This window comes from Rhodococcus sp. B7740, from assembly GCF_000954115.1.
Lineage (GTDB): Bacteria > Actinomycetota > Actinomycetes > Mycobacteriales > Mycobacteriaceae > Rhodococcoides.
Genome location: NZ_CP010797.1, coordinates 3,056,990 through 3,082,103 on the forward strand (window position 1 = coordinate 3,056,990; position 25,114 = coordinate 3,082,103).

Sequence of the window (25,114 nt, forward strand, 5' to 3'; positions counted from 1 at the left end):
CAAGAGTGGCATGCATGGACTCGTACGACGCGACCGCAATCTCGGCCCCGGAATTGGCCGCACGGATCGACCCGTCGACGTTGCGCAACCGATCCGGCGGTCCCCTCTACCTCGAGATCGCCGACGAGTTGCGTCGGCTCATCGAGAGCGGTGAGGTATCGGCTCAGACGCGGCTGCCTGCGGAGCGGGCGCTGTCGATCAGTTTGGACGTCAGTCGGGTGACGGTTGCGTCGGCCTATCGTCATCTTCGGGAGAGCGGCTGGATCAGCGCCCAGCGAGGCTCGGGTACCTATGTTTCCCCGACGGGTTCGCTACCGTCCTGGGGATCGCTGGCCGGCGACCGGGAGACTGCCAATTTGGAGTTCGTCAACGCGTCCCCCTCGGCCTCGCCTCTGTTGTCCGATGCGTACGGCGTTGCGGCAGAGAAGATTCGAGACCGTTTCTCCCTGGGTGGCTACGCTCCGTCCGGTTTGTTCGAGCTCCGCGAAGCCATTGCCGCGTACTACCGAGGGCGTGAAGTACCGACCACGGCCGACAACGTTCTCGTCACCTCCGGTGCCACCGACGCCATCCACGCGGTGTTGGCCACGTTCACCGAGCCCGGTGCCCGGGTGCTGGTGGAGCACCCGACGTACCCGGGTGTCGTCGAACTCGTTCATTCACTGGGCGGTCGCTGCATCCCGGTGCCCATCGACCCGGACGACACCGACGAATTCGTGACATCGGCAGATCGAGCCACTCGACAGAGCGCTCCGACGCTGGCGTATTTCATGCCCGACTTCTCCAATCCGTCGGGCGCGCGGCTGCCCCTCAGGACCCGGCGGCAACTGTCCGCAACCATGCACCGCCATGCCGTACTGACCATCGTCGACGAGGTAGCAGCGGACCTGTCCCTCGACGGGTCGCCCGACATCGAACCTTTCGGGGCGGCAACCCCGGATATTGCGACGGTGACGATCGGGTCGACGAGCAAGACGGTGTGGGGAGGGCTGCGAGTCGGCTGGGTTCGAGCCGAGGCGGGCCTGTTGGCGAGAATCGCCGCAACCTATGCGCGACGACAACTTTCGGTGTCCGTCATCGATCAGCTGGCTGCTACGGAGTTGCTCGGTCGATACGACGAGGTGCGTCGGGTGCGCGCGGAGGCGTCGAGAGTTGCTCGTGACCACACCGTCGCGTTGATGCGTCATCAACTGCCGGACTGGCACTTTCGAGTGCCGAACGGAGGCCTGGCATTGTGGTGTTCCCTACCCGACGGCATTCGATCCAGTTCCCTCGTCGCCGAAGCCCATTCGCACGGATTGCTGCTGGCGCCGGGGCTGCGATTCGGAACGGGGTATGCCTTCGACGACCATCAGCGCATACCGTTCACGCGGTCACTTCCCGACATCACCTCGGCCGTCGAGATCTTGGCCGGCCTCAGCTCCGCGGGTACGCCTGCACCGACCATCGCGTCGAGCAGACCCGCAGCGGTGGTGTGAGCCCCGACGTCGATCGCAAACGCGCGCGCGTTCGCGAGACGCTCGCGAATCGGTCACCTGTTCGCCAGCTGAATCGCGCGCACCTGACAAATGCGCGCGCGTTTGCGGCCTCGACAGCAGCAGGCAGCACGTGGCCTCAGGACCGAAGGGACTCGACGATGGCCGCGATACGCCGCTCACGGGTGTCGTTACGTTTCGCGTCGGCGACGGATCTTGCGTGTTCTTTTCGCGTCGACGGTGACAGCGCATCGAACGCTGCTCGGACAGCGGGATCCGCATCCAGCGCTTGCGCCAACGCCTGCGGTAGCTCGACGACCCGCGGCTGGTCGTCCAATTCGATGGTCACGTCGACGGTGTCGCCGGCCTCGACGCCGAGTGTGGCGCGAACGCTCTTGTTCAGTCCGAGCAGATTTTCTCCGCCCATCCGGCCGATGCGCCCCTGCACCGTTTGCCCACCGATCGTGAACCGAACCGGTGGAGTCTTGGTGGAACCGAGGGACGCGACCTGCTCGTCACTGAGCACGATCGCTGCCGCGGGGCCCCGTGATTCGAGCACTGTGGATATCCGCAGAACCGTTGCTGCCATGCGGGCAGGATATCCGTCGATGGTGCACTCAGCGTCCACAATTCGCGTCAGCAAGCGGAATTTCCTTCATCGGCCTCGAATAGTGGACAGCGAGTGCACCTGGCCAACAGCGATCAGGCCTCGGCTTCCACGATTCGCTTGATTGCCGCCAGGGTCCGAGGGATACCGTCGAGTGCCGCCTGGCTACGAGTGTCGATTTCCTTCTGCGCGTCGTCGCCGAACTTGCGGTGAAAGTGCCCGATACCGCCGGGCAGGAAGTTCCAGTTCTCGGTCAGGCGTGTGCCACCGTCGACGGGCTCGAGCGTGTAGCCCCAGCGGACGAAGTTGTCGCCCACCACCCACGCGAACTCGCGGCCGGGTTCGGCTGCCGCCACTGTCGACACGGTTTCCCACGTGCGGCCCGGCACCACGTTCCGGCCGGTGAAGGTCGATCCGACGCCACCGCCGTCGGCCTCGTTCCACCAGCATTCCTGGCAGATCGGGCTCCATTCTCCTGTTCGGGTGATGTCGGAGACGACGGCGTACACGTCGTCGACCGGCGCAGCGACGACGATGGATTCGGAGAACTCGAGTGCGGTCATCTCACCATTGTCCCTCCACGTACAGCGAAGCTGTGAGCAGAGTCGCTGCCCACAGCAGAAGCACTGGAGTGCCACCGGATTCGGACGCAGACTCGAATCATGAGCGAATCACCTCGAATGTTCCCGCCCGAACTCCGCAATCAACTTCTCCGCCATCGGGTTCTCGTGCTCGACGGTGCCCTCGACGACGACAACGGCACCGTCCTCACCACTCACCTGCTGACGTTGGCGGCCGAGAATCCCTCCGCCGACATCGCCCTGTGGATTCACTCACCGGGAGGGTCGGTTCCCGCGATGCTCGCCATCCGCGACGTGATGCACCTCGTACCCTGCGACGTGTCGACGCTGGCACTCGGATTGGCCTGCAGCGCTGGTCAGTTCTTACTGTCGTCAGGCACGCGCGGTAAGCGGTATGCCCTGCCGCATTCTCGAATACTGATGCACCAGGGGTCCGCCGGCATCGGTGGGTCGGCCGTCGAAGTCGAGGTGCAGGCCAACGATCTGCGGCATACCCGAGATACGGTTCTCGGCCTCATCGCCGACGACACCGGGCAGACACGCGAGCAGATCTTCGACGACTCCCTGCACGATCGCTGGTTCACCGCGGAGGCCGCCCGCGAGTACGGGTTCGTCGACGCGATCGTCGACTCGTTCGATCAGGTGATGCCTGCGCGACGAGTGTCCTTCGGAATGGAGATGGCCCGATGAGCACGTACACGATTCCCAATGTCATCACGCGAGATGCGCGCGGCGAACGCGTCGTCGACGTCTATTCGCACCTGCTCAGTGAGCGCATCGTCTATCTCGGTACCGGAATAGACGCCGGTGTGGCGAATGCGATGATCGCACAGCTGCTCCACTTGGAGGCCGACTCCCCCGACCAGGAAATCTCGATGTACATCAACTGCGAGGGCGGTGACACGGCTGCCATGCTCGCCGTCTACGACACGATGCAATTCATCGGATCACCTGTTGCCACAACATGTGTGGGCCAAGCGGTGGCGGCAGGGGCGGTACTGCTCGCGGCGGGAGCACCGGGGCGACGCTCGGCGCTGACTCACAGCCGGGTGGTGCTGCATCAGCCTGCGGCGCAGGGCCGAGGGACCATCCCCGATCTGATTCTGGCTGCCGACGAGGTGGTTCGAGTACGAGCCGAGATGGAAGCGATTCTCGCGAAGCACACGGGACGCGACGTCGAGAAACTCCGCCACGACACCGACCGTGATCTGGTGTTGACGGCACCGGCTGCGCGTGACTACGGCGTCGTCGACCAGGTACTGGAGGGTCGTCAGGCCGCCATCAACGTCGCGTCTCCGCGGGACAGGTCGTGATGCGCCAGGCCTGAGATCTCCGCCATGGACGTGCCCAGTGCACCGACGACGGCCGCAAGAATCTCGCTCGACGGATCCTTGCGGCCGCGTTCGAGCTCCGACAAGTACTGCGGCGCAATGCCTGCCCGAGCAGCGGTGTCGGCCAGAGTGTCACCGCGAGCGTGTCTGCGCTCGCGTAGCCGTCGACCGACTACTTCGCGCCACAACGGTTCCACTGCGCGTGCTGCTCGACGCTCATCGATTCGTATCACCTCGCCCATGATCGGAGCCTAGGCCTCGATTCCACGACGGGTCGGCGATTCTGCTCAGAGCAGAGAGCCCGGTTTCACGAACGTCTTCGCAAAGCGCTTCTGCCAGGGCGTTTCCATGGCCCGAGGCGAGTATTGTCGCCGAACGTAGTCGATGGCCGCGTCGCCGGGCAGACCGTCGAGCGCGACGAGACACGCCAATGCGGTGCCAGTTCGTCCGACACCGCCGGTGCATGCAATCTCGACTCTCTCGGTTGCGCAGCGTCGCAGCACTTCTCGAAGCACGACCTCGAGTTCTTTCGAGTCGGACGGGAGCCAGAAGTCGGGCCAACGAACCCAGCGACTGTCCCAGTCGAACCCGCCGGGATCCTTGCCCTGCAGGTAGACCCCGAAATCCGGTGAAGGTCCGTCAGGCATCGGGTCACGCAAGGCGCGTCCACGAACTACGCTGCCCGACGGCAACTGGAGCACGCCCGGGCTGTGTGCGTCCCACATCCGGCGCTCAGGGTCGAAAGTCATCTGCGTGCACCCGGCTTCGTCCACTCGACTGTGTGTCGAAAACCTATGCGGTGTCGCATCATCGCACCCGGTAGCAACTTGTCGACCATGTCCCCGATCTCGTCGAAACTCACCACGGGGTCCTTGACCGGGAACGGTGGCGGCGGTGCTGTCACCGGGCTCGGCCATGGGTGGTGCAGAAATCCGATCAGGGGATTGGTCACGATGGAGACCGAATCCCACAGCAGATCTTGTACGCTTCGCGGTAGTGCGAGCCCGACGATGAGCGCCCGCCCGCCCGGCGCAAGTATTCGTTCGACATGACGCAATGCGTCGTCCATGTCGAGGTGATGCAGGACGGCGACCATGGTCACGAGATCGATCGAATCGTCTGCCCAGGAGTCGAGTTGGCGATCAGTGATCGACACATTGTTCACGTCTGCAGAGGTGACCTCTGCGACTCGGCGCATCTCCGAATCGGAGTCCACCCCGGTGACCTGATCGAAGTGTGGAGCCAACGCACGCACGAGACCGCCTCGCCCACAGCCCATGTCGACTGCTCGGATACGCCGGTCCGGCAGATTCGCCAGAATCCAGCCGTGAAAGTAGTCGTTGTGACTCCACGGGTGTCGCTCGTTCAGCTCCCGAACCCACTGGGCCCCTCTGCCTCCGATAAGGGACGTTCCCATTCGTCTCAGCACCACGAGTTCAGTATCCGTCAGGCGCGGCGATACGGCCTCGCCCACTCAGGTCAACGCAACCATGCGTCCAAGGCCTGTTGGACGAATGCTGGAGCTTCGAGCGGACTCAGATGCCCCACACCCGGGAGGGTGATCACAGGCGATCGACCCGGCACCAACTGTCGCAATCGATATGCCTGTTCGACGGGAATCCAGGGGTCCTGCTGGCCCCATCCGATGGAGGTGTCGCAGCGGACTCGGGGAAGCGCGTCGACGATCGGTCGCGTGTCCTCGGGCCGCAGTTCGGCGATCTGTCGGTAGAAGGCAGGCTGTCCCTCGTCGGATATCCAGGGTTCGGTCAACATCGCGACGATGTTCGGTTCCAGCCGATGATGCGCTGCTCCGGCAATGTATTCGGAGACCAACGCAGTGTGCAGGGACGCCGGCAACGCAGCGAAGCCCTCACTGTTGTCCGCCACGAGCCTGAAGAATGCGGACCCCCACGGGTCCAGTGTCACCACGTCCCACAAGAACAAACTGCCGTAGTCGCATCCGTGTATCAGGTGGGCTCCCAGAGCGACAGCACCGCCGATATCATGCGCGACGACGAAGGGCCGCTCCAACTTCCAGTGCTCGAGCAACATCGCGAGCCGCGACATCTGCGTGGCCAGGTCGGTACGCACCCGAGGTCCCTGCGCGGAGCGGCCGTATCCGGGCATGTCCCACAGGTAGACCCGATGACCGACGCCGAGGTGACGACCGGCCTGCGCCCAGACCTGCGCCGACCAGGGAGTTCCATGGCAGAGCACGACGTCAGTGGATGGTGCGTCCACCTCGGGGGTCAGCTCGTAGGTTGCGACCCGATCGCCGCCCACGGACACGAAGATGGGCTCCGGTAGATCGAATCTGTCGGTCGTCATGGCGATGACCTTAAAACTTCAGGTCGACCTGAAGTCAACGTGAGAATATCGGTGGGTGAAGATCGGAGAAGTTGCGCGGCAGATCGACGTTCCCACCCATGTCCTGAGGCATTGGGACGACGTCGGAGTCGTTGTGCCCGAACGCCTACCGTCGGGCCACCGCGACTACAGCGAGGAACATGTACGACGACTGCAGGTGTTGCGAGCCTGTCAAGGCGTAGGCATCAGCTTGGCCGACATTCGCCTGATACTTCACCGAGGCGAGCCCGAACGAACATCGGTCATCGAAGAACATCTGACGCGAATACGACGGCAACAAGCCCAACTCGACCATGCCGAGCGCTTTCTCGCGCACGTCGTCTCGTGCACGCATGGTCTGCTCACCCGATGCGCGCAGTGCAGCGAGTACTCCACTACGCAGCTTCGGTCACCACTGGACGCCGGCGCGCCGATCGATTCCGAGTAGTCGGTACACGACACGGTGACGGAGGCCGAGGTATCCGCGCGCAGAGGACCTTCGGCAGAACCTCTCTCAGGCGCGGACGAGTGCAGCGAGTTCACGAAGGTACGCGCCCGGCGTAATTCCTGCGACGCCTCGGAAGTCGTTGATCAGATGGGCTTGATCGACATATCCGAGATCCGCGGCAATGTGGGCAGCGTCGGCATCGGGAAGCGAGAGTCGCTGCAACACTTCCTGTAGTCGAACCCGCCGGGCGACTGCTTTGGGGCCCATCCCGAGTGTCGATCGCAGTGCCCTCTGCACGGCACGTTCACTGACCCCGAGCCTTCCTGCCACGGATTGCCCGGATTCCCTGCCGGCCCCCTGCGCCAATGCGTCGACCGCGGCGTTCGCGAGTCGGTGTTCGGGAGTGGGTGGTCGATTCGCCACCATCTCGGTGATCACCGAATCTGCCCGTCGAGCATGGTCGGCAGCCGAATCCTGCGCGGATACGGCGTCGAGCATGCCGAAGAGGAGGTCATCGAGTTCTCTGGTGATCGGTTGCGCTGCGGGAAGTCTCGTGGGATCGAGGTTGGACACCACAGCCAGGCCGGCTGGACGCAGTCTGACGCCGAACACGAAGCCTCGACCTTCGATCGTCCGGGACCACGCCCTGCGCTGAACATTTGTGAGCATGAACGGCGCAGGCACTGCACCGGTCTCCACACTGACCGTGACTGCCGGAAACTCGAGGACTCGCTGCTCGATGGTTTCGTCCGCGGACAATTCCCATCGCACACTCCAGTACGCGTCGACTACATCTCGAACCTCTGCAGCCGGATCGTGCCAGGTTGCGTCGAAGCGACGAAGAAGCGAGGGAGCCATGACGCCGGATCGTTCGTGAACGTCGATGGGCTTCGACACGGCCCGCCTTTCTTCCATGTCGCAATTCTGCAATACAACCGGCCTTCAGTCTCGAGACGATCACGTCATGACCACCAGATCTTGGACCGTCGTCGACCGGGCGACTCAACCGGGCCGAAGGACAGTGTCGTGAACTGGCTGTATGTAGCCGTGGCGGCGGTTGTGTACTACGCCCTCGGCGCGCTCTGGTTCGGTCCCCTGTTCGGGCGTGCGTGGGATCGTTCGATCGGGCATGATCGGGCGCAGACGGGCGGCCGATTCCCGTTGTCCTACTACGTGGTTCCGCTCTGCTGCTCGGTGGCGACGACCATCGTGATCTCTCTCGTTCTCGACGCCATCGACGCGGACGCCGTGACATCGGGCGTACTCGTCGGCCTCGGTGTCGGATTGGCCTCCGCTGCAGCATCATTGACCAACGCGCTGACGCCCCACACTCCGCAACCATTCGTCTTCGGAGCTGTCACCGCAAGCTATCACCTCACGGGAGCAACAGTAGCGGGCGCGATCCTCGGAGTCGTTCCGTGACGTTCGGTCAGTGCAGTACCGAATCGTCGCTGTCCCGTCAGGCAAACAACCTTGCACATGCTCGAGTCGTCTGGTGCAGTGACGTCGTGACCGAATCCGGACCACCCTCGACAGTGCGTCCGTCCACTCGTGCATGGGTGAGTCGACACCTGAACACCGGTGAACGCATCACCGAGTCCGAAATGCTATCCGGCGGTATCACCGCGGAGATGCGGAAGCTGACCGTCTGGACCACCGATGGATTCAGTCGGAACCTCGTGTTGCGCACCTATACAGAACCAGCCAGTGTGCAGCACGCACAGGACTCGTTGGAGCGGGAAAGCGCAGCTTTGACAGCGCTTTCGAGGTCAGCCGTACCGGTCCCCGAACTGATGGCATTCGATTCCACAGCCACTCATTGCGAGTATCCCTCGCTACTGATGACTCATCTGCCGGGTTCGACGGTTCTCTCCGACGCGGGCGTGGACGATAGAGTCCCCCTCCTCGCTCGGCAACTCGTCGAGATTCATGCAGTGGATTCCAGTACTCGGCCCCGTGAGTATCAGGCGAGGACGACGGCCGATACCGTCGTGGTCCCTGCACGGGCCGAAGCGGCTGTGTGGGCCGCCGCGATCGACGTACTTCGCAGGCCTGTACCCACATACGACGGGCGAGTTCTGCATCGCGACTTCCAACCCGGGAATGTTCTGTTCGACGTATCGCAGAACGCCGCGCCCAGGATCACCGGGGTTGTCGACTGGGCGGGGGCATCATGGGGGCCGACGGATCTCGACGTGGCACATTGTTCGACCAACCTGGCTCTGCTGCACGGGCCGCAGTGGGGACCACGGTTCGCCCTCGCCTACGAAGAGGCCGGCGGCGCTCTCTCCGAAAGCACTCTGACGCGACAGTATTGGCGCGTACGCGATGCACTGGCCTGCTCAGAGGAGGTGCAGTCCTGGGCCGCCCCGTGGCGCGATGCGGGCCGCATCGACTTGACGCCGCGACTTGTGGAGGATCGATTGAACGCGTACGTCTCGATGTTGATGGACCAATGTGGTCACTGAGTTTCCAGTACTTCCTTCAGCCTTCTCAGGTCTTCGGCCACCATCCAGAGGTCGCGCTCAAATTCTTCGTCGCTGAGTTCGATTTGACGCACCGTGAACAAGATTTCCGCGCCATTCGGGTGGCTCAGCACCCGTACGGGATTGTTCACAACGGTCCCTGCCGGCAGCGTCACGTCATGGTCGAGGACGCCCAGGTCGTTGTGTGGCACGAAACGTACTGTCACCTGTCTCATCGGCGATTCAGCGAGAAGTCTGTCGCCCTCGATGGTCACGGGACTGTTCGCCAGTCCTGCTGCCCATCTCGGTAGGTTCGCAGGGTTCGCCGCGAACTCGTACACCTCATCGGGTGTACACCCGATGACCTGACTGACATGCCGACTTGCCACGACGGATTCTCGATTCATACCAGCGACCCTACGTATGACGGTCCGCGGCGTTCTTCCAGAAATCGGACGGGTGTCAGTGTGGTGAGTGCACGCACGTCGTCACACATGTGCGCCTGACTCGCAAATCGCGCGGCATACGAGAGTGACGCCAGATCGGGAACGGTGGCGGCGACGTCGACGAGCCGACCGACTCGCAGCACTCGGGCGAGCATCTTCGGTCCGTAGCCGACCTCGTCGACGAACTTCCGATGCAACTGCCGGACACCGATTCCCAAGCCGTCGGCGAGATCGACGACTTTGATACCCGGCCGCGCCTCGAGTACCCGCACAGCGGCCAGGACCAGCCCGTCCTCGGCAGGCCTCATGGCCCGAACAGTCAGGTCGGCGAGGAGCTTTCGCCGCGCAGGCATCGCAGCGTTCGCATCGTGATCAGCGAGGGAACGGGCAACCTCCATCAACGACGCTCCCAAATCTGCGACATGCGGTTGCTGATCGCACAGTTCGCCGATCGGAATCGCACTGACCCGTCGAGCTACGGCAGGAGCGAGACGCACGCCGACCATCTCTACCGGAGCAACCGTGACGGCTCGTCGAGCTGCGGTATCCGGGCCCGCCACCTCCAGTCGTCCGTCGGAGAACCAGATCAGATCCACACATCCGTCGGGAACGATCAACGGCCGGTCCCCCGCGTGCGATCGACGCTGCCAGGTGCACCGAATCCCCTCGACGGGCGCGGGAAACTCGGTGTACGTCCTCTGCTGCGACAGCATGAAGACATTCTCCTCGGTCGGGCCCATCGGAACCAGAGCTTCCGTCGAACCGGAATCTTGAACATGTTCAAACAATGGTCTACGGTCAATTTTGAACATGTTCAGAAATGAGGTGAATCGATGGCTCGCACGTCCGAGACTCGCGACAAGGTGGTCGAGGTAGCACTACGTCTCTTTCGCGAGGAAGGGTTTCAAGCGACCACGATGCGTCGCATCGCCGACGAAGCGGGCGTCTCTCTCGGGAATGCGTACTACTACTTCGCCGGCAAGGACGAGCTGGTCAACGAGTTGTACATCGTGATTCAGCGCGACCACCGCGAGCGCGCCCTCGACGTTCTCGTCGACGGCGGTTCGCTGTCCGAAAACCTTGCTGCCGTTCTACATTCCGGCTTGGACGTCATGGAGCCGTATCACGCCTTCGGTGGCTCCTTCCTGCAGCTGGCGCTGCCCACGAGGTCCAGTTCCAGCCCGTTCTCGCAGGAATCGTCCGACGCGAGGTCCATGGCCATCGACCTCATGCGCACCACCTTGGAAACGTCGAAGCAGAAGGTTCCGACGTCTCTGAAAGACGTGCTTCCACAGCTGCTCTGGATGATCTACATGGGTGTCACCCTTCACTGGGTCACCGATTCCTCGGACAACCAGGCACGCACCCGCACATTGGTCGACGGGCTCGTACCAGTGGTTGCCAAAGCCGTACGCCTCGCTCGACTCCCGGTGGCGCGGGGGCTGGTCACCGACGTGGCCGGGCTGTTGAAACGCATGACGTCCCCAGAAGGGCTCGAACAATGAGTGATTCACCGTCGACCGTCGTCCTGTGCGGTGCCTCCGGCTACATCGGCGGCTACTTGCGTCGATACTACGAAGATCATGGCATTCGCGTCAGGACCGTGGGCCGCGGAACATCCAGCGACGCAACGTGGTCCGACCATCGCAGCCTCGTCGATGTGCTCGACGGTTCCGATCTGGTCGTCAATCTCGCCGGCCGCTCGGTGAGCTGTCGCTACAACAAGACGAACGCGGACGCGATCATGTCCTCGCGCATCCAGACGACGGATCGACTCGGCCGCGCCCTGGCGGACGTGCCCAACGCACCAGATCTGTGGGTCAATGCGAGCACCGGCACCATCTATCGCGATTCGCGCGACAGGCCGATGGACGAACGATCCGGCGACATCGGGTCGGGATTCTCCGTCGAGGTCGCCCGCGCGTGGGAGCGGGAGCTGTTCGATGCCGATGTGGCCATTCGCAGAGTGGCGCTTCGAATGTCGATAGTGCTGGGTGCAGGCGGCGGGGCGATCAATCCGATCATCGACCTGGCCAGGGTGGGGCTCGGCGGCACAATGGGTGACGGCGGCCAGATGTTCAGTTGGGTGCACGTCGCCGATGTGGCGCGCGTCCTCGATCACCTCTACAACAACACTGGCATCTCCGGCCCGGTCAACGTCGCCACTCCGTTCCCGGTGACCAACGAGGAGCTGATGCGGCAGGTCAGGATCGCTCTCGGCCGCAGTCACGGTCTACCGACACCGGCATGGCTGCTTCAATTCGGTGCACGGGTGATCCGCACCGAGGCCGAATTGGTCTTGAAGAGTCGTTGGGTGGATCCACAAGTGTTGACGGGCAGCGGTTTCGAGTTTCGGTATCCGAAGCTGGACAGTGCACTGGCGAACATTGCGTCCGAGACGCCTCGAGGGTTGCTCCCCGTCGCCCTGGGATGACGACGGGGAACCCTCGAACCTAGACGAGCGACGCCGACAAGCCTCCGTCCAGGATGTAGTGGCTCCCGGTGATCCACGACGCCCGGTCGGAGGCGAGGAACAGCGTCACTTCCGCGATGTCCTCGGGAGTGCCCAGTCGTCCCTGCTTGGCGGCGACGAGGTCACCGAACGGGATCTGGGTTGCGGCTTCGAAGTCCGGGACCAATCGATCGACCATTGCGGTATCGGCGAATCCCGGGCACACGGCGTTCACCCGCACTCCCGATGCGCGCATCTCGATGGCGGCGACGCGCGTGAGCTGAATGACCGCAGCTTTTGTCGCGCAGTAGGACCCGAGCAACGCTGTGCCACCGACGCCGGCGAGCGAAGCGATGTTGACGATGTTGCCCTTCGACTCGACCAGTGCGCCGATCGCGGCCTTCATCACCAGGAACGTGCCCTTGACGTTGACGGAGTAGATCTTGTCGAAGCTCTCCGTCGACTGCTGGAGAAGCGGCGACGACACTTCGATTCCCGCATTGTTGACGACTATGTCGAGTCCACCGAGAATCTCCACGGCCTGTGCCACCGCACTCTGCACCTGGCTCTCGTCGGATACATCGCAGTTCGCGATTCCGGCGGCCCCGATCTCCTCGGCCGTCTTCGCTGCTGCGCCTTCGTCGATGTCGCTGACGACGACGCGTGCACCGCGCTCGATGAACATCTGGGAGATGGCTTTTCCGATGCCGGCTCCGGATCCGGTCACGAATACTCGCTTGCCCTCGAACTCGGTCATGGTGTGTTTCCCTTCGATGATGAGTGAGACATGGTGCTGCGTACTTCGGTCTTGAGGATCTTCCCCACCTTCGAGCGGGGAAGATCGGTCCAGATCTGAATCTGTTTGGGTGCCTTGACGCTTCCGATTCGTGCCTTCACGTGGGTGATCAGATCCTCGTCGGATGCGTCACGGCCGGGTCGCAACAGGACTGCCGCGGTGACGCGTTCGCCCCACTTGTCGTCGGGCAGTCCGACAACGGCACATTCCTTCACCGACGGATGCGACAGCAGGGCCTGTTCCACCTCGGCCGAGTAGACGTTGAACCCGCCGGTGATGATCATGTCCTTGGCACGATCGACCACGTACAGGTAGCCGTCGTCGTCCAGGTACCCGATGTCACCGGTGTGGTGCCACCCCCGAGCACCGACTTCGGCTGTGGCGTCGGGATTCTCGTGGTAGCCCTGCATCACGAGCGGACCGCGGACGACGATCTCACCACGCTCGCCGCGTTCGACCACTCCACCGTCGTCGTTCATGATCGCCACCGTCGTCAGGGGCGTCGGCTTGCCTGCAGAACTCAGTCGTTCGGTGGCGATCGATCCGTCGCTGCGGAAGTGATCGGCCGGAGCGAGTGTTGCGATCATGTTCGGTGCCTCGGTCTGACCGAAGAGCTGTCCGAGAACCGGCCCGATGCGGGTGAGGGCCTCTTCCAGTCGAGTCGGTGACATCGGCGCGGCCCCGTACCAGAGGCAGCGCAGCGAGGACAGATCCGTGATGTCGAGATCCGGATGATCGAGAACACCGTAGATCACTGTCGGCGGCAGAAACGCGTGAGTGATCCCGTGTTTCTCTATGAGGGACAGAAACTTTCCGACGTCGGGTGCACCCATCACAACGACGTGTCCACCGAGACTGAGGATGGGAAACGTCAGTACACCCGCCGAGTGGGTGAGCGGCGCGAGAGCCAGGTACCGAGGCCGGTCCCCGAAGGGATAGCTCATGAGTGCGGTGGCCGTGGAGGTCATCATGTTCTCCTCGGTCAGCCTCACCCCCTTGGGCTTTCCCGTCGTCCCGCCGGTGCCGGCGATCATGCACAACCCGTCTGCCGGTCGTCTGTCGGCAACCGCATCGGAGCCGTGTTCGGCGAGCCATCGCTCGTACGACACTGCTCCCGGTACGTCGCCGTCCAGACAGACGAGCCATTCCAGCCGAGGTAGCTGATCACGAATGCGTCCGACGAGCTCCGCGAAGGCTTTCTGGAAGAACAGGAATCGGCAACCGAACAGGTCGAACAGTTGCCGGTTCTCGTCGGCTTCGTTACGTGGATTGATCGGGCACCACACTGCCCCCGCTCGCGAGATGGCGAAGACGCAGGTCAGCGCAAGTGGGTCGTTGGCGGAGAGCACCGCGACCCGGTCACCTGCCTCGATCCCGTTGTGCTGCAGAGCCGCGGCGATCGTCACCGTGTCGTCGTACACCTGGCCGTAGGTTCGGGTGGTGTCTCCGATGGTGAGACAGGGTGCGTCTCGGCCCAGTGACACACCCTTGTCGAGATAGTCGGACAGCCGCATCGGCCCTGTCCTCAGCTGTGTGCGGTGACGATGGGTTCGAGCACCAGCCCGAACGCGCGAAGCACGCCGAGCAGTTCCCGATGTCCGAATGCCTGGCAGCTGGAGGCGAATCCGACCTTCTTCGGCGGTCCCTGCAGCAGATGCGCCGCTGCGTATGCGTTGAGCAGAGCGGTCTGCTTGTAGTTGCAGTTGCCGTGGATCACGGTATGCACGCGACCGAGTGGTCCCGACGCGTAGACCGAGTCGAGTGAGGTGTTGATGCGCGGGTTCTCCCGTGGGGGCGTCTCGCTGCGCACCGACGACGACACCGTGTCGATGATCTGGTACTTCTCTGCGTCGGATTTGCCTTCCATCTGAGCCAGTGCGGCAGAGATGATCTGGGGCACTGCCAGCATCAGCGGCTTGTTGATCACGCCGCCCAGGGCCCGGGCGTTCGCTACGCGCGGATCGTTCTTGAACCACACCGGATGGGATGTCCCACCCCAGGGAAGAGCCAGGCCCAGGTCGTGTTGGCCGGGCACAACGACCTGCATGACGCCGTCGTCCGGCCATTCGACGTACTCGTTCTGCTCCAGGTAGTAGGCCTTGGAGAACGCGGCGTTGGTGAGGATCGTGTTCGTCGACGCGACCGTCGGGTGTCCCTTCCAGAAGACCTCGATGTCGAGTGTGTCCAACCCCGGCGTCTCGAGGCAGATGTTCGCTGCGATCTCACCGATGCTGTACATCTGCGCCAAACCCGGTGTGAGTACGAGGTTTCGGGATGCGAACTCGGTGCCGTACTTGGCCTCGGCGTCGATCATCCAGTCCTGCTCACCGGTGGTGTCGGTGTAGTGCGCACCGATCTCGATGCAGGCCTGGGCAACTTCGTGCCCGTATCGCGAGAACGGTCCGACCGTGTTGAGGACGATCTCGGCACCCCGGAATGCTTCGGCGAGAGCCGCTGCGGTGTGCTCGACCTCCACGACGTCGTGTTCGACGGTCTCGATTCCGGGAACCACGTCGATGATGCCCTTGACTCGGCCTTCGTCGCGTCCGGCAGCCAGGAACGGGATGTTGTACTCGCGCAGGTATTCACAGATCAGTCGGCCGGTGTATCCGGACGCTCCGTAGACGACGACGCGCTTGTCGGTTGGCATGAAAAGTCCTCTCGTGGTCGGCCCGTCCGCACGGCGGACCGAGATGGGTTGAGACGTCGGGCACCGGAGGGGACGTCGGGAACATCTGCCCTTCTGACGTGTGCCGTGGATCACACTAGGATAGAATTTGTACAGACGTCAAGGTTTTTCTGGACAACTGCCCAAGATCTGCCGGACGCCGAGGTTTCCCGATCGGACGTCGGGCATACACTGAGGTGACGACCACGCGCGGAAAGGACACGGACCATGACCCAAACCGCTGATCCGCGCGCGCGTATCGAGGAGCGCGCCCGCAACAAGTTCGAGTCCAAACGAACCGAACTGGCCCAGGCGACGCTGCACACGCTGGCCGAACTGGGTTATGCCCGCACCTCACTGCGGGAGATTGCGCAGAATTCCGAGTACTCGCACGGCGTTCTGCACTACTACTTCACCGACAAACTCGACCTCATCACGCACGCCGTTCGCCAATACGAGGCCATTTGTGTCACCCGCTACGACGAGGTGGTGGCCAACGCGGTCGACGCCACTGGCCTCTGCGCGGATTTCGAAGCGAAGTACTTCGCCACTCTGGCGGCAGACGCCGGCATCCATCGGCTCTGGTACGACCTGCGCAATCAGGCCCTGTTCGACGGCTCGTTCCGTAGCGACGTGCTCGAGATCGAAGAGCGTCGCGAGGACATGATCTGGCGCGTCGTATCTCGATACTGCGAACTTCGCGGCACCACTCCTGCGCTCGACAAGGCCTCCGCCTACATCCTGCTCGACGGCATCTTTCAGCGCGCCCTTCTGCACCACCTGGCCGGCAATGCAGCGGAGATCGCCGCCGCGCATGTGCAGCTGCGTGCTGCGTTCGCGTTACTGGATTGCCCGACGCCTCAGTAGCTTCCCGGTCGAGTGCCCGTGTAGATGCCGGGAACCCGAAAGCGAAGGGGCGCTTCGTCGTATTCCTCCAGTGCGTGTGCGGTCCACCCGACGATGCGGGCGAAGGCGAACACCGTTTCCGGCGTATCCGCCCTGAGCCCGTAGGCGAGCGTGAATGTGGCGAGAGCGAAGTCCGAGTTCGGAAAGGTATCGAATCTGTTGCTCACCTCTTCGATGACGACGTCCGCGGCAGCGACCACTGTGGGGTCCGCACCGTGGGCAGGGTCCCGAAGCAATCGCAACAGTTCCTCGGCGCGTGGGTCTCGGTCGGTGTAAATGACGTGTCCGAAGCCGGGAACCCGCTCTCCCGACCTCAAATGTGTTGCGAGAGCGCCTATCGGATCGTCGATCGCTGACGACATGAATCGAATGACGGGGTCTGCAGCGGAACCGTGCAGGGGGCCGTCGATGCACCCCAGTCCTGCGGCGACAACCGAGTACAGATTGGCCCGGGTGCTCGCTGCCACCCGAACTCCGAGCGTCGACGCGGCCAGGCCGTGATCGGACATCAGGACGAGCGCGGCCTGCAGCACCGTCAACCCGTTCGGATCGGTCTCATCGGACGTGATTGCGTCCCAGAGCGATTCGGCGATCGGCAGGTCCGCGGAACCACGACCGAGGGCTGCTGCGACCGTCACCAGCAGCTGCTCTGCCTCGCGGACAACGGATGTGGATCCGGTGTCGAATCGCATCGGTCGGTAGGTGGAGGCGATATCGACGGCGATACGGATCCGATCGATGGACCGGCAATTCGGTGCCATCAGACCCAGCGCGTCTCGGCATCGTTGCACCACAACGGGATCGGCGACGAATCGCGTTGCGTCCAGTAACTCACCCGTCCACACGAAATGTGCGACCGACTCGAAAGTGCGTGAGCTGAGTTCGACCGCGTCACGCCCCCGGTAGTACAGATGCCCGTCGTCGATCAGGGTGATCCGAGTCCGAATTCGTTCCACGGCACCGATGTCGGTGCGCCGAGCCGTGTCGCGTCCCGCGAGGGCTTCGACCTCGTCTACGTCGAACACGCTCCCCCGCACTCCGGGAAGCCGAGTGCTGGTCAACAGACCGCGGCTGACGTAGGCGTACACCGTTTCCGGCTTGACGCCCAGCCGTGCGGCGGCCTGCGCGGTGGTGAGCATGTTCCGACCGTCGGCGTGCGTCATGGCCGCCTTTCGTATTGACTTGATCAACATTGACAAAAATCAACATTAGCGCGGATCGTAGGGGTTGACCAGCGCAAAGGAGTGCAGCCATGACCGTTCTCGACGCCCCACGTGGGCTCCACAACGTCGTCGTCACCACCACATCGATCGGAGATGTACGAGGCGACGAGGGTTTCTATCACTACCGCCAGTACTCGGCGATCGACATCGCGCTACATATGACGTTCGAGGATGCATGGTTCCTCATGGTCGAGGGCCGGCTGCCGAGCGACCCCGAACGCGCCGAGTTCCTGCGTACGGTGGCACCACTGCGCGTGCTGCCGACGGACGTCGCCGCAGCCGTGAAGACGGTGGCATTGTCGGGTCCCGAGCAACCACTCTTCGCGTTGCGGACGGTGTTGTCGGGAATGGCAGGTGCTGTGCCGCTGTACGAGTCGTCGGAATCGGACAAGCGAACGACGGCGCTGCGGCTGTGCGCAATGACGCCGACCATTCTGGCTGCGGTACACAGGATTAGGACCGGCCAGGATCCCATCGAGCCGCGCGATGATCTGACGACGGCGCAGAACTGGTTGTTCATGATCACCGGGCAGGTGCCCAAGAACGACCACGCCCGAGCGATCGACCGATACCTCACCGCCACGATCGATCACGGATTCAACGCGTCGACCTTCACCGCGCGAGTCGTGGCGTCGACGGGGTCGGACATCGCGTCCGCAGTGTGCGCCGCGATCGGTGCCTTCGCTGGCCCATTGCACGGAGGTGCCCCGGATCGCGCCCTCGACGGGCTGGACGAGATTGCCGACATCGATTCCGCGGACGCCTGGGCGCGAGCGAAAATTACTGCAGGCGAGCGCATCATGGGCTTCGGTCATCCGGTGTATCGAACCGACGACCCCCGATCGGTGATGCTTCGCGATACGGCTCAGGAGTTGGGCGGCGACCTGATCGACAAGGCCGTGCAGGTCGAGAAGGTCATCACGGCTGCACTCGCCGACCTGAAGCCGGATCGCAAGCTGTACGCCAATGTGGAGTACTACGCCGGCGTCGTCATGGAGCTGTGCGGAATACCGCGTTCCATGTTCACCCCTACGTTCGCATGCAGTCGCATGGTGGGGTGGTGCGCCAATATCGTCGAGCAGTCGCACGACAGCAAGATCATTCGCCCGATCGCCCGCTACGACGGTCCAGCGCCTTCGGCAGTGGTGCGAAAAAGTGCCGCCCAGGGCACTTAGGCACGCCACTGGAGCGGAGCCGCACACCGCCTACAACTCGCAGGCAAGTGACCAGGTGGCCGACGGGTGTTGCCGCGACGTGTACCAGTGGGATGCCCGCCAGGACTGTGGCGTCAGGCAGATTCTCGATCGCGTTGCAGACAAATGGTCTCTTATGGTCGCGCTGTTGGACGAGCAAACTTTTCGATTCGGCGATCTCCGACGAGAGCTGACGGAATCAGCACTTACATGTTGACCGTGCTCTGGGCAACCTCGAGCGCGACGGCTTGATCGATCGGCGCATGTACCTCGAAATTCCTCCGCGCGTCGAATACCGACTCTCGGACCTGGGCCGAACGTTGCTGGGAACAATCCAAGCTCTCGTCGAATGGACCGAACACAATCAGCAACGAATTGCCCGCGCTCGGGCCGTATTCGACGACGCGTCAGCAGTGACTCCGTCTCAGGCTCGAGTCGGGTCGACGCGCAACGAGAACGGCGGCACCGCCGACACCAGCAATCAGCGTGTAAGCGATCAGGAACTCGTGCGCGATCGCGAGCGACAACACCGCTCCTGAGACCGCGATCAAGATCGATTGGTTCATCGACTCCGAGATCTGTAGACCGGAACTGTTGGCACCGTATTCGGCCTCCGTCGACTTCGCCAGAACAGTGGCGGTGATTCGCGGGTACGCCAGCCCCATTCCTGTCCCCATGACAATGCATGCGACCACCAGAGCAGGTACCGGTATCGCTCCGGCGATGAACAACCACGCGCCGACAGGACCGACGAACACCAGCACTACTGCTCTCGGTACCAGAGCGGAACCACCACCGCCGGCGCTTCTACCCTGCAGCCAGGCTCCGGCAATCCATCCGATCGCTCCGAGGGCAACGATCAGGCCGGACGAACTGGGACTGTAACCGAGCTGGCGCTGGAGGTAGAGAGGCAGATAGATGTCCGTTGCCGCAACGGTCGCACCCAGCAATCCACGCAGCACGGTCGCGCGAGGAATGCCAGGTCGAAACCTGAACGTGCCCTGGGGAAGAAGGCGTGTTGCCGACAACCCGATCAACGAAACGGCGCACGAGCTGCCCAGGACAAGAATGGGAACTTTCTGCTGACCGGCGAGGTGCAGCGCGAGCACGCCCGCCGCTGCAACCATCGACCATATTCCTCGACTTCCGAATACTGCTGTGCCGTTACGTAACTGGACCGAACCACGGACCGCGACAAGCAGTATCGTCAAGGACACCCCGGATCCGACGAAAGCCAGCGCGAACACCGTTCGCCAACCGACGAACTCGACGAGTACACCGGCGAGCAGCGGTCCCGAAATTCCGGGTAGAAGCCACGCAGCCGTCAACAGCCCGAAGGTTCGAGAATGCAGCTCGGCTGGGATGCACTGTGCAATGACTACGTACAAGACCACAGAGTTGATTCCGCCGCCGAACCCCTGCAGCAGCCGACCTGCCACGAAGAGCTCGATCGTGGGTGCCACCACACAGAGCGCAATCCCGACGAGAAAGGCAGTACCGCCCACTGCCATCGGGACCCTGACACCGCGTCGGTCGGCCCAATTTCCCCCAATTGTCATCCCCACCAGAGCTGCGGTCAGTGTCGAGGCATACGCAAGCGAATACCAGCGATCGGCATCGAAGTCATCGACGATCACGGGCAGAGCAGTCGTGATTGCGAACGACTCGAACGCAATGAACGTCATCGTTCCCAGCAGGCCGATGATCAGCGGCCGATGTTCTCTCGACAGCGGGCTCGAAGGACGGTCCACCCAGTCGGTCATCAGCTTCCTTCATCGACGAGCAACACGACCTTGCCGCGCCCGTGTCCGGTCTCGACGTCACGATGCGCCTGGCCGGTCTCCTCGAGCAAGTACGCGGCCCTGACTGTGACGCGCAACTGTCCGGTTGCGCACAGATCGACGAGTTCGCGCAGACGGTCGGCCGATCGATCGCTCGAAATCCATTGGCAATTCAGCTCTTTTGCCAGTGCCATGTCGACGATTGTTCCGATGCGGGAACGGTCGGACGTCAGATCGACTGCGGTGCGCAGGTTCTCATGCCCGGCCGCGTCGAGCACCACATCGACTCCTTCCGGAGCCGCTGCCACGATTCGTTCGATCTGGCCCTCACCGTAAGTCACTGCAACAGCGCCCATCTGCTTCAGATACGGGTGATTGTCTCGACTCGCCGTACCGATCACCCGCAGGCCTCGATGAAGCGCCAACTGAACCGCCATCGAACCCACCCCACCCGCTGCCCCATGGACCAGCAAAGTTTCACCTGCCCGCGCGCCCAACCGTTCCAGGGCGGTGTGGGCCGTCTGACCCGACGCGGACAGCGACCCCGCCGTGCGCCAGGAAACTTTAGAGGGCTTGGCTACAATCTGGTCGGTCGGAACGCTCACGTTCTCCGCGTAGCAGCCGAGAACTCGATATCCCAGAACGTCGTCACCGACCGCGAACTGGTGGACATCCGCACCGAGCGCCTCGACGGTTCCCGCAAATTCGTTGCCGAGAATCTGCGGAAACTCGATCTTCGCGCCCGGCGGTACCCACCCTTCCCGAATCGCCGCATCGGTCAGTTGCACACCGGCCACTCGAATCTTGACCAGCACCTCTCCCGGATTCGGAGTCGGACGGGCCAGCGTTCGGGTCTTCAGCACCGATGCGGGTCCGTGTTCGTCGATCGCAACGGCGCGCATCGTGTTGATCATCGGCCGACCGCCGGGCGACCTTCGACCCGATCGAGACCGACGCTCGGATCACCAGTGATTCTCACCGAGTCGGCAAGAACAGTCGGAATCGAGCTGATGCCGAGCGCGGCCGCGTCGCGTATATCGTCGTCGACGGCGGCCGAGTACTCGTCGGTCTCTACAAGCATCGTGATGTCGCCGCCCGCCAGGCCCACCTGTTCGCCGACCGAGCGGAGCACCGTCCAATCCGCGATATCGTCGTTGAACTCGAAGTGCCTCGAATACAGGGCATCCCACGCGTCGAATCTGTTCAACTCTCGATCCGCCACCAGCTTCAGCAGTCGGTGCGCATTGCGCGAGTCGACTACCAACGCGGTGTCGATGTTGATGGTGAGCGATTCCGATGTACCGCCCGCCACGATCGTCCCGCTGTGAGCTACCCACCGCTCTTCGTCGAAGCCCCACGAGGACAGCGCCGCTTCCCGAACGGTGATGCCGGCGCGAGTTGGACCGGCCGGTTCGAGCAGAAAGCTCCTGTACTCGACCCGCGTGCCGGATTCGAGACGACCCAGTGCCCGCCCCAGTTGTCGATGTCCAATCCAGCACCATGGGCACCGAAGGTCCGCCCAATTCGTGATCGTTATAGCCAATTGTCTCTCCTGACCTCGCCGAAGACTGCGATGTACAGTGCACTTCATCAAGTGCACTTGACGTCAAGGCGTGTGAGCGAACCCGGAGGGGCAGGTCATGACACAACTGGATACGGACGCGGTATGGCTCAAGCCCGGGCAGGTCGCAGAACGTGCCGGGGTCGCGGTATCCGCCCTGCACTACTACGAACAGGTTGGATTGATTTCCAGTCGGCGCACGAGCGGAAACCGTCGGGAGTACCGGCGCGACGTGCTGCGGGTTATCGCCTTCATCAGAACAGCTCAGCGTCTCGGCGTGTCCCTGGAGAAGATCAAGGATGCGCTCGACCAACTGCCGGAACAGGCGATACCGGGAAAACGCGATTGGGCGCGGATATCTCGACAGTGGCGCGACGAACTCACTGCTCGCATCGAAGAATTGACTGCGCTGCGAGACAACTTTTCCGACTGTATCGGATGCGGATGCCTGTCGCTGACATCGTGCCCCTACTCGAACCCCAATGACATTCTCGGACAGCAAGGTACGGGAGCACGACGCCTCACAGCCCGGATGACGCAATCGGCGAAACGCACAGGAACCGAAACCTCACTGTTTTCGTGATCGTGGAACCATCGACGTGCCACGGACTTCTCGAACAGCTCAGTCGATTTTTTTGGCCTCGATGAGGAATCGAGTCGAGTGTGCAACGAATGGCCCGTTGTTCTCGATTCGTTCGTGCAGTTCGTACAACGAGTCGCGATACTGCTCGACGGTGAAGCCAGGCACCATCCAGATCACCTTGCGCAGAAAATAGATGACGGCACCGATGTCGAAGAACTCGATTCGTAGCGACTCGAACCGGATGTCCACCACGTCGAGTCCAGCGTCCCGAGCATCTGCGCTCTCGTCCTCGTAGTGACGCGCGCGACGAGTGGCCGCGGACTGCGGTCCCAGAAAGTACTCGACGAGTTCGAAGACACTCGAATGTCCAACGTGCTGCGCGAAATAGGTTCCACCCGTACGCAGGACGCGGGCGATCTCTTCCCACCACACCGCGGCAGGATGTCTACTCGTCACCAGATCGAAGGCCCCGTCGGCAAAGGGCAGAGGCGGCTCATCGGCGTCTGCCACCACCACAGCTCCGCGCGGATGCAGCAGCGCAGTCGCCTTCGCTACGTTCGGCGGCCACGATTCGGTAGCGGCCATCACTGGCGGAAACGACGTTGCGCCCGCCAGCACCTCTCCCCCTCCGGTTTGGATATCGAGTGCCGCCTCGGCGAGTGCGAGCCGCTCGCCCATGAGCCGCTGATATCCCCATGAGGGACGCTGTTCGGACGCGCGACCGTTCAACCATGAGAAGTCCCAGCCATCGACCGACACGGAGTCCGCTTCGGCCACCAACTCCTCGAACGATCGGGTCATGGGGCACAGCCTGCCAGACTCCAGACGTTCAGTTCTAGACATTTTCGCGACGGATGGCGACGTTCTGCCGCTCATCACCGGAGCCATGTCGAGCTCCTTCGCGGGTTCGGCAACAAGAGTCACCAATCACAGGGTCTTGATTTTGGCGAACGGGTAGCCACCGATCACCACAGCGACGAACACGTAGGCTGCCAGCCCTGCCAACTCCCACGTCGTTCTTTCGCGCTGGAAGTCGGAGAATATCCAAAGAAACGGGGCTAGAAGCAGAATGGCGGCGACGACGCCGCAAACCACGAACAGTCTGTTCGCCCGCGCACGCAGGTGCGGCGTGGTCTTCACCCGGTCCGGAATGTCGCGGCCGTAGTAGTCCGGATATAGCACTTTGCCTCGCAACCCGACTGACGAGCCGTACGCAAACGAGACGATTCCCGCGATCAGCCCAAGAGCGAGTGCAGTGTTCACGGATCACCGTGCCGTTGCAGCTCGGCCAGATTTGGAGAACGCTCTATAGTTTCGAATCGTGTTGACGCACAACCACCCAGTGACGATGGGGGCGAAGAATCCGAGTGTCAGGCCCTCCCCCATCAGCGACATCACAACGACGGCGCACCCGAGCAGAGTGACACCCACCAAATCGATCTTTCGGCCGATAGACGCACCCGGGGGCGCGACGATTCCAGGAAATCGCGGCGAGTCGACAAGAATGCGTATCGCTGCGACGCACGCAATAAGTCCTGCAACGACCATGGATGCGAACACAATCGTTCCACCCCAGCCGATCTCAGCCCAGTTCAACCGCGGATCGAACAGCCCGCGGACGAATGCCCCGAGAATCGGGACCGACGCGAAGTAGCCCAGATACAGCAACACGATGGGTCCCGCCAGACCCGCTGCAGTCCGCCGATTCGCCATACCGAACGGTAACAAACGGCTGAAATGTCGTCAGGCGTTGACGCCGAAGGTCGTGATTTTGCCGTTCGGAGTGCTCGCATCCGTCGCAGCACACTCGACAGACTCGCCACGAATACGACGGCACATGCTCCCCCCAACCCCGTGTTCTGCCAGCTCCAGTGTCTGGTTCCCACGGCAAGGTCGATGTCGACATAGTTCACGCAAATTCCCACCGGCACGGGCAACCACGCCCAGTGCGCCTCGTAGAGCGCGCCGGGTATCCGCGTGCACAGTTCGTCGATTCCGCCCATCAGTCCCCACTGGGCGAAGATCCCGAACGACGCGATCCAGCCGACGAGCGATACAGCGGCGACCACGGCGATTTAGGGTGTCGCGATTCTGCTCATCCCATCTCCGTTCGACCGCTTCAGCGATGCCCACGTATTTCGACTCATGCTGGTGCACAATCGAAGTACTGGAACGACCGTCTAGATTCCACCTCGAACGCATCGCATGCATTCTCGCCATCCCTGCACATAGGGCTTCACATCATCGATTTC

At 62.7% G+C, this 25,114-nt stretch carries 30 protein-coding genes and 1 pseudogene; 12 read left to right on the forward strand and 19 right to left on the reverse strand.

Annotation, left to right across the window (positions count from 1 at the left end):
- Positions 1-14 precede the first annotated feature (14 nt).
- Positions 15-1,478: an aminotransferase-like domain-containing protein gene (yczR, locus tag NY08_RS14075; RefSeq protein ID WP_045196980.1), complete on the forward strand. Its 1,464-nt coding sequence runs from the start codon at positions 15-17 to the stop codon at positions 1,476-1,478.
- A gap of 136 nt (positions 1,479-1,614) precedes the next feature.
- Here the strand turns inward: yczR and NY08_RS14080 are convergent, their stop codons facing one another.
- Positions 1,615-2,064: a YdeI/OmpD-associated family protein gene (locus NY08_RS14080; RefSeq protein WP_045196982.1), complete on the reverse strand. Its 450-nt coding sequence runs from the start codon at positions 2,062-2,064 to the stop codon at positions 1,615-1,617.
- Positions 2,065-2,177: 113 nt separating this feature from the next.
- Positions 2,178-2,645 carry an SRPBCC family protein gene (locus tag NY08_RS14085; protein ID WP_045196984.1) on the reverse strand — a complete coding sequence of 156 codons (468 nt, stop codon included), beginning with the start codon at positions 2,643-2,645 and terminating at the stop codon, positions 2,178-2,180.
- Between the two features lie 99 nt (positions 2,646-2,744).
- Here NY08_RS14085 and NY08_RS14090 point away from each other — a divergent pair, with 99 nt between their 5' ends.
- The gene (locus NY08_RS14090) at positions 2,745-3,353 is read left to right on the forward strand and encodes a ClpP family protease (protein WP_045196986.1); all 609 of its coding nucleotides are present in this window, start codon (positions 2,745-2,747) and stop codon (positions 3,351-3,353) included.
- A complete protein-coding gene (locus NY08_RS14095) occupies positions 3,350-3,976 on the forward strand; it encodes a ClpP family protease (RefSeq protein ID WP_045196988.1) in 627 nt (208 codons plus the stop codon). Before NY08_RS14090 ends, NY08_RS14095 begins: the two co-directional genes overlap by 4 nt.
- Here NY08_RS14095 and NY08_RS14100 read toward each other — a convergent pair.
- From NY08_RS14100 to NY08_RS14115, 4 genes are all read right to left on the reverse strand, one after another.
- On the reverse strand, positions 3,934-4,236 hold the full coding sequence (locus NY08_RS14100; protein ID WP_032396143.1) for a helix-turn-helix domain-containing protein: 303 nt from the start codon (positions 4,234-4,236) through the stop codon (positions 3,934-3,936). The two genes, NY08_RS14095 and NY08_RS14100, sit on opposite strands and share 43 nt — an antisense overlap.
- A gap of 45 nt (positions 4,237-4,281) precedes the next feature.
- A complete protein-coding gene (locus tag NY08_RS14105) occupies positions 4,282-4,719 on the reverse strand; it encodes a protein-tyrosine phosphatase family protein (protein WP_032396144.1) in 438 nt (145 codons plus the stop codon).
- A gap of 20 nt (positions 4,720-4,739) precedes the next feature.
- Positions 4,740-5,411 (reverse strand): class I SAM-dependent methyltransferase, encoded by a 672-nt coding sequence (locus tag NY08_RS14110; protein WP_045196990.1) that lies wholly within the window; start codon positions 5,409-5,411, stop codon positions 4,740-4,742.
- Between the two features lie 62 nt (positions 5,412-5,473).
- Entirely contained in the window at positions 5,474-6,322 is an 849-nt protein-coding gene (locus tag NY08_RS14115; protein WP_045196992.1) for an alpha/beta fold hydrolase, read from the reverse strand.
- 55 nt (positions 6,323-6,377) lie between these two features.
- Here NY08_RS14115 and NY08_RS25555 point away from each other — a divergent pair, with 55 nt between their 5' ends.
- On the forward strand, positions 6,378-6,788 hold the full coding sequence (locus NY08_RS25555; protein WP_045196994.1) for a MerR family transcriptional regulator: 411 nt from the start codon (positions 6,378-6,380) through the stop codon (positions 6,786-6,788).
- Positions 6,789-6,854: 66 nt separating this feature from the next.
- On the opposite strand, the gene NY08_RS14125 is transcribed toward NY08_RS25555, so the two are convergent.
- Complete coding sequence (locus NY08_RS14125; protein ID WP_045196996.1) at positions 6,855-7,703, reverse strand: helix-turn-helix transcriptional regulator; 849 nt, start codon at positions 7,701-7,703, stop codon at positions 6,855-6,857.
- Between the two features lie 111 nt (positions 7,704-7,814).
- Between NY08_RS14125 and NY08_RS14130 the strand changes: the two genes are divergently transcribed.
- Both NY08_RS14130 and NY08_RS14135 read left to right on the forward strand, forming a co-directional pair.
- A complete protein-coding gene (locus NY08_RS14130) occupies positions 7,815-8,210 on the forward strand; it encodes a DUF1761 domain-containing protein (protein WP_032396149.1) in 396 nt (131 codons plus the stop codon).
- Between the two features lie 209 nt (positions 8,211-8,419).
- Complete coding sequence (locus tag NY08_RS14135) at positions 8,420-9,256, forward strand: phosphotransferase family protein (RefSeq protein ID WP_200893111.1); 837 nt, start codon at positions 8,420-8,422, stop codon at positions 9,254-9,256.
- Here NY08_RS14135 and NY08_RS14140 read toward each other — a convergent pair.
- Together NY08_RS14140 and NY08_RS14145 are read right to left on the reverse strand one after the other, a co-directional pair.
- Positions 9,250-9,660: a polyketide cyclase gene (locus NY08_RS14140; protein ID WP_045196999.1), complete on the reverse strand. Its 411-nt coding sequence runs from the start codon at positions 9,658-9,660 to the stop codon at positions 9,250-9,252. The two genes, NY08_RS14135 and NY08_RS14140, sit on opposite strands and share 7 nt — an antisense overlap.
- Complete coding sequence (locus NY08_RS14145; RefSeq protein ID WP_158462552.1) at positions 9,657-10,412, reverse strand: helix-turn-helix domain-containing protein; 756 nt, start codon at positions 10,410-10,412, stop codon at positions 9,657-9,659. The genes NY08_RS14140 and NY08_RS14145 overlap by 4 nt, the downstream gene beginning before the upstream one ends.
- A 120-nt stretch (positions 10,413-10,532) precedes the next feature.
- Between NY08_RS14145 and NY08_RS14150 the strand changes: the two genes are divergently transcribed.
- Together NY08_RS14150 and NY08_RS14155 are read left to right on the forward strand one after the other, a co-directional pair.
- Positions 10,533-11,204 carry a TetR/AcrR family transcriptional regulator gene (locus NY08_RS14150; protein WP_045197000.1) on the forward strand — a complete coding sequence of 224 codons (672 nt, stop codon included), beginning with the start codon at positions 10,533-10,535 and terminating at the stop codon, positions 11,202-11,204.
- Positions 11,201-12,133: a TIGR01777 family oxidoreductase gene (locus tag NY08_RS14155; protein WP_045197002.1), complete on the forward strand. Its 933-nt coding sequence runs from the start codon at positions 11,201-11,203 to the stop codon at positions 12,131-12,133. The genes NY08_RS14150 and NY08_RS14155 overlap by 4 nt, the downstream gene beginning before the upstream one ends.
- A 19-nt stretch (positions 12,134-12,152) precedes the next feature.
- On the opposite strand, the gene NY08_RS14160 is transcribed toward NY08_RS14155, so the two are convergent.
- From NY08_RS14160 to NY08_RS14170, 3 genes are read right to left on the reverse strand one after another with little or no spacing between them, the layout of a single operon-like run.
- The gene (locus NY08_RS14160) at positions 12,153-12,908 is read right to left on the reverse strand and encodes an SDR family NAD(P)-dependent oxidoreductase (RefSeq protein ID WP_032396155.1); all 756 of its coding nucleotides are present in this window, start codon (positions 12,906-12,908) and stop codon (positions 12,153-12,155) included.
- On the reverse strand, positions 12,905-14,461 hold the full coding sequence (locus NY08_RS14165; RefSeq protein ID WP_045197004.1) for an acyl-CoA synthetase: 1,557 nt from the start codon (positions 14,459-14,461) through the stop codon (positions 12,905-12,907). Before NY08_RS14165 ends, NY08_RS14160 begins: the two co-directional genes overlap by 4 nt.
- Positions 14,462-14,472: 11 nt before the next feature.
- Entirely contained in the window at positions 14,473-15,597 is a 1,125-nt protein-coding gene (locus NY08_RS14170; RefSeq protein WP_032396157.1) for a DUF5938 domain-containing protein, read from the reverse strand.
- Positions 15,598-15,843: 246 nt separating this feature from the next.
- Between NY08_RS14170 and NY08_RS14175 the strand changes: the two genes are divergently transcribed.
- Complete coding sequence (locus NY08_RS14175) at positions 15,844-16,482, forward strand: TetR/AcrR family transcriptional regulator (RefSeq protein WP_032396158.1); 639 nt, start codon at positions 15,844-15,846, stop codon at positions 16,480-16,482.
- Here the strand turns inward: NY08_RS14175 and NY08_RS14180 are convergent.
- Positions 16,476-17,684 (reverse strand): citrate synthase, encoded by a 1,209-nt coding sequence (locus NY08_RS14180; protein WP_235386900.1) that lies wholly within the window; start codon positions 17,682-17,684, stop codon positions 16,476-16,478. The genes NY08_RS14175 and NY08_RS14180 overlap by 7 nt on opposite strands.
- Positions 17,685-17,773: 89 nt before the next feature.
- On the opposite strand from NY08_RS14180, the gene NY08_RS14185 reads away from it, so the two are divergent.
- Both NY08_RS14185 and NY08_RS26440 read left to right on the forward strand, forming a co-directional pair.
- The gene (locus NY08_RS14185; RefSeq protein ID WP_045197007.1) at positions 17,774-18,919 is read left to right on the forward strand and encodes a citrate/2-methylcitrate synthase; all 1,146 of its coding nucleotides are present in this window, start codon (positions 17,774-17,776) and stop codon (positions 18,917-18,919) included.
- 281 nt (positions 18,920-19,200) lie between these two features.
- Positions 19,201-19,251 (forward strand): annotated as a pseudogene (locus NY08_RS26440) (hypothetical protein); the annotation flags it as partial.
- Between the two features lie 93 nt (positions 19,252-19,344).
- On the opposite strand, the gene NY08_RS26445 reads toward NY08_RS26440, so the two are convergent.
- The 3 genes from NY08_RS26445 to NY08_RS25565 are packed head-to-tail and all read right to left on the reverse strand — an operon-like array spanning position 19,345 to position 22,309.
- Positions 19,345-20,700 (reverse strand): MFS transporter, encoded by a 1,356-nt coding sequence (locus NY08_RS26445; RefSeq protein WP_045197009.1) that lies wholly within the window; start codon positions 20,698-20,700, stop codon positions 19,345-19,347.
- Positions 20,700-21,632 carry an NADP-dependent oxidoreductase gene (locus NY08_RS14195; RefSeq protein WP_235386901.1) on the reverse strand — a complete coding sequence of 311 codons (933 nt, stop codon included), beginning with the start codon at positions 21,630-21,632 and terminating at the stop codon, positions 20,700-20,702. Before NY08_RS14195 ends, NY08_RS26445 begins: the two co-directional genes overlap by 1 nt.
- Positions 21,629-22,309 carry a DsbA family oxidoreductase gene (locus NY08_RS25565; protein ID WP_045197011.1) on the reverse strand — a complete coding sequence of 227 codons (681 nt, stop codon included), beginning with the start codon at positions 22,307-22,309 and terminating at the stop codon, positions 21,629-21,631. The genes NY08_RS14195 and NY08_RS25565 overlap by 4 nt, the downstream gene beginning before the upstream one ends.
- Before the next feature lie 49 nt (positions 22,310-22,358).
- Between NY08_RS25565 and soxR the strand changes: the two genes are divergently transcribed.
- Positions 22,359-22,862, forward strand: a complete 504-nt coding sequence (gene soxR / locus NY08_RS14205; protein ID WP_045197012.1) for a redox-sensitive transcriptional activator SoxR — start codon at positions 22,359-22,361, stop codon at positions 22,860-22,862.
- A 39-nt stretch (positions 22,863-22,901) separates the two neighbouring features.
- Here soxR and NY08_RS14210 read toward each other — a convergent pair whose 3' ends face one another.
- The 3 genes from NY08_RS14210 to NY08_RS14220 form a co-directional block, all read right to left on the reverse strand.
- Positions 22,902-23,663, reverse strand: coding sequence for a class I SAM-dependent methyltransferase (locus NY08_RS14210; RefSeq protein WP_045197014.1), 762 nt, complete (start codon positions 23,661-23,663; stop codon positions 22,902-22,904).
- 126 nt (positions 23,664-23,789) lie between these two features.
- A complete protein-coding gene (locus tag NY08_RS14215) occupies positions 23,790-24,125 on the reverse strand; it encodes a hypothetical protein (RefSeq protein WP_052683811.1) in 336 nt (111 codons plus the stop codon).
- Between the two features lie 3 nt (positions 24,126-24,128).
- Positions 24,129-24,575: a hypothetical protein gene (locus NY08_RS14220; protein ID WP_045197018.1), complete on the reverse strand. Its 447-nt coding sequence runs from the start codon at positions 24,573-24,575 to the stop codon at positions 24,129-24,131.
- Positions 24,576-25,114 lie beyond the last annotated feature (539 nt).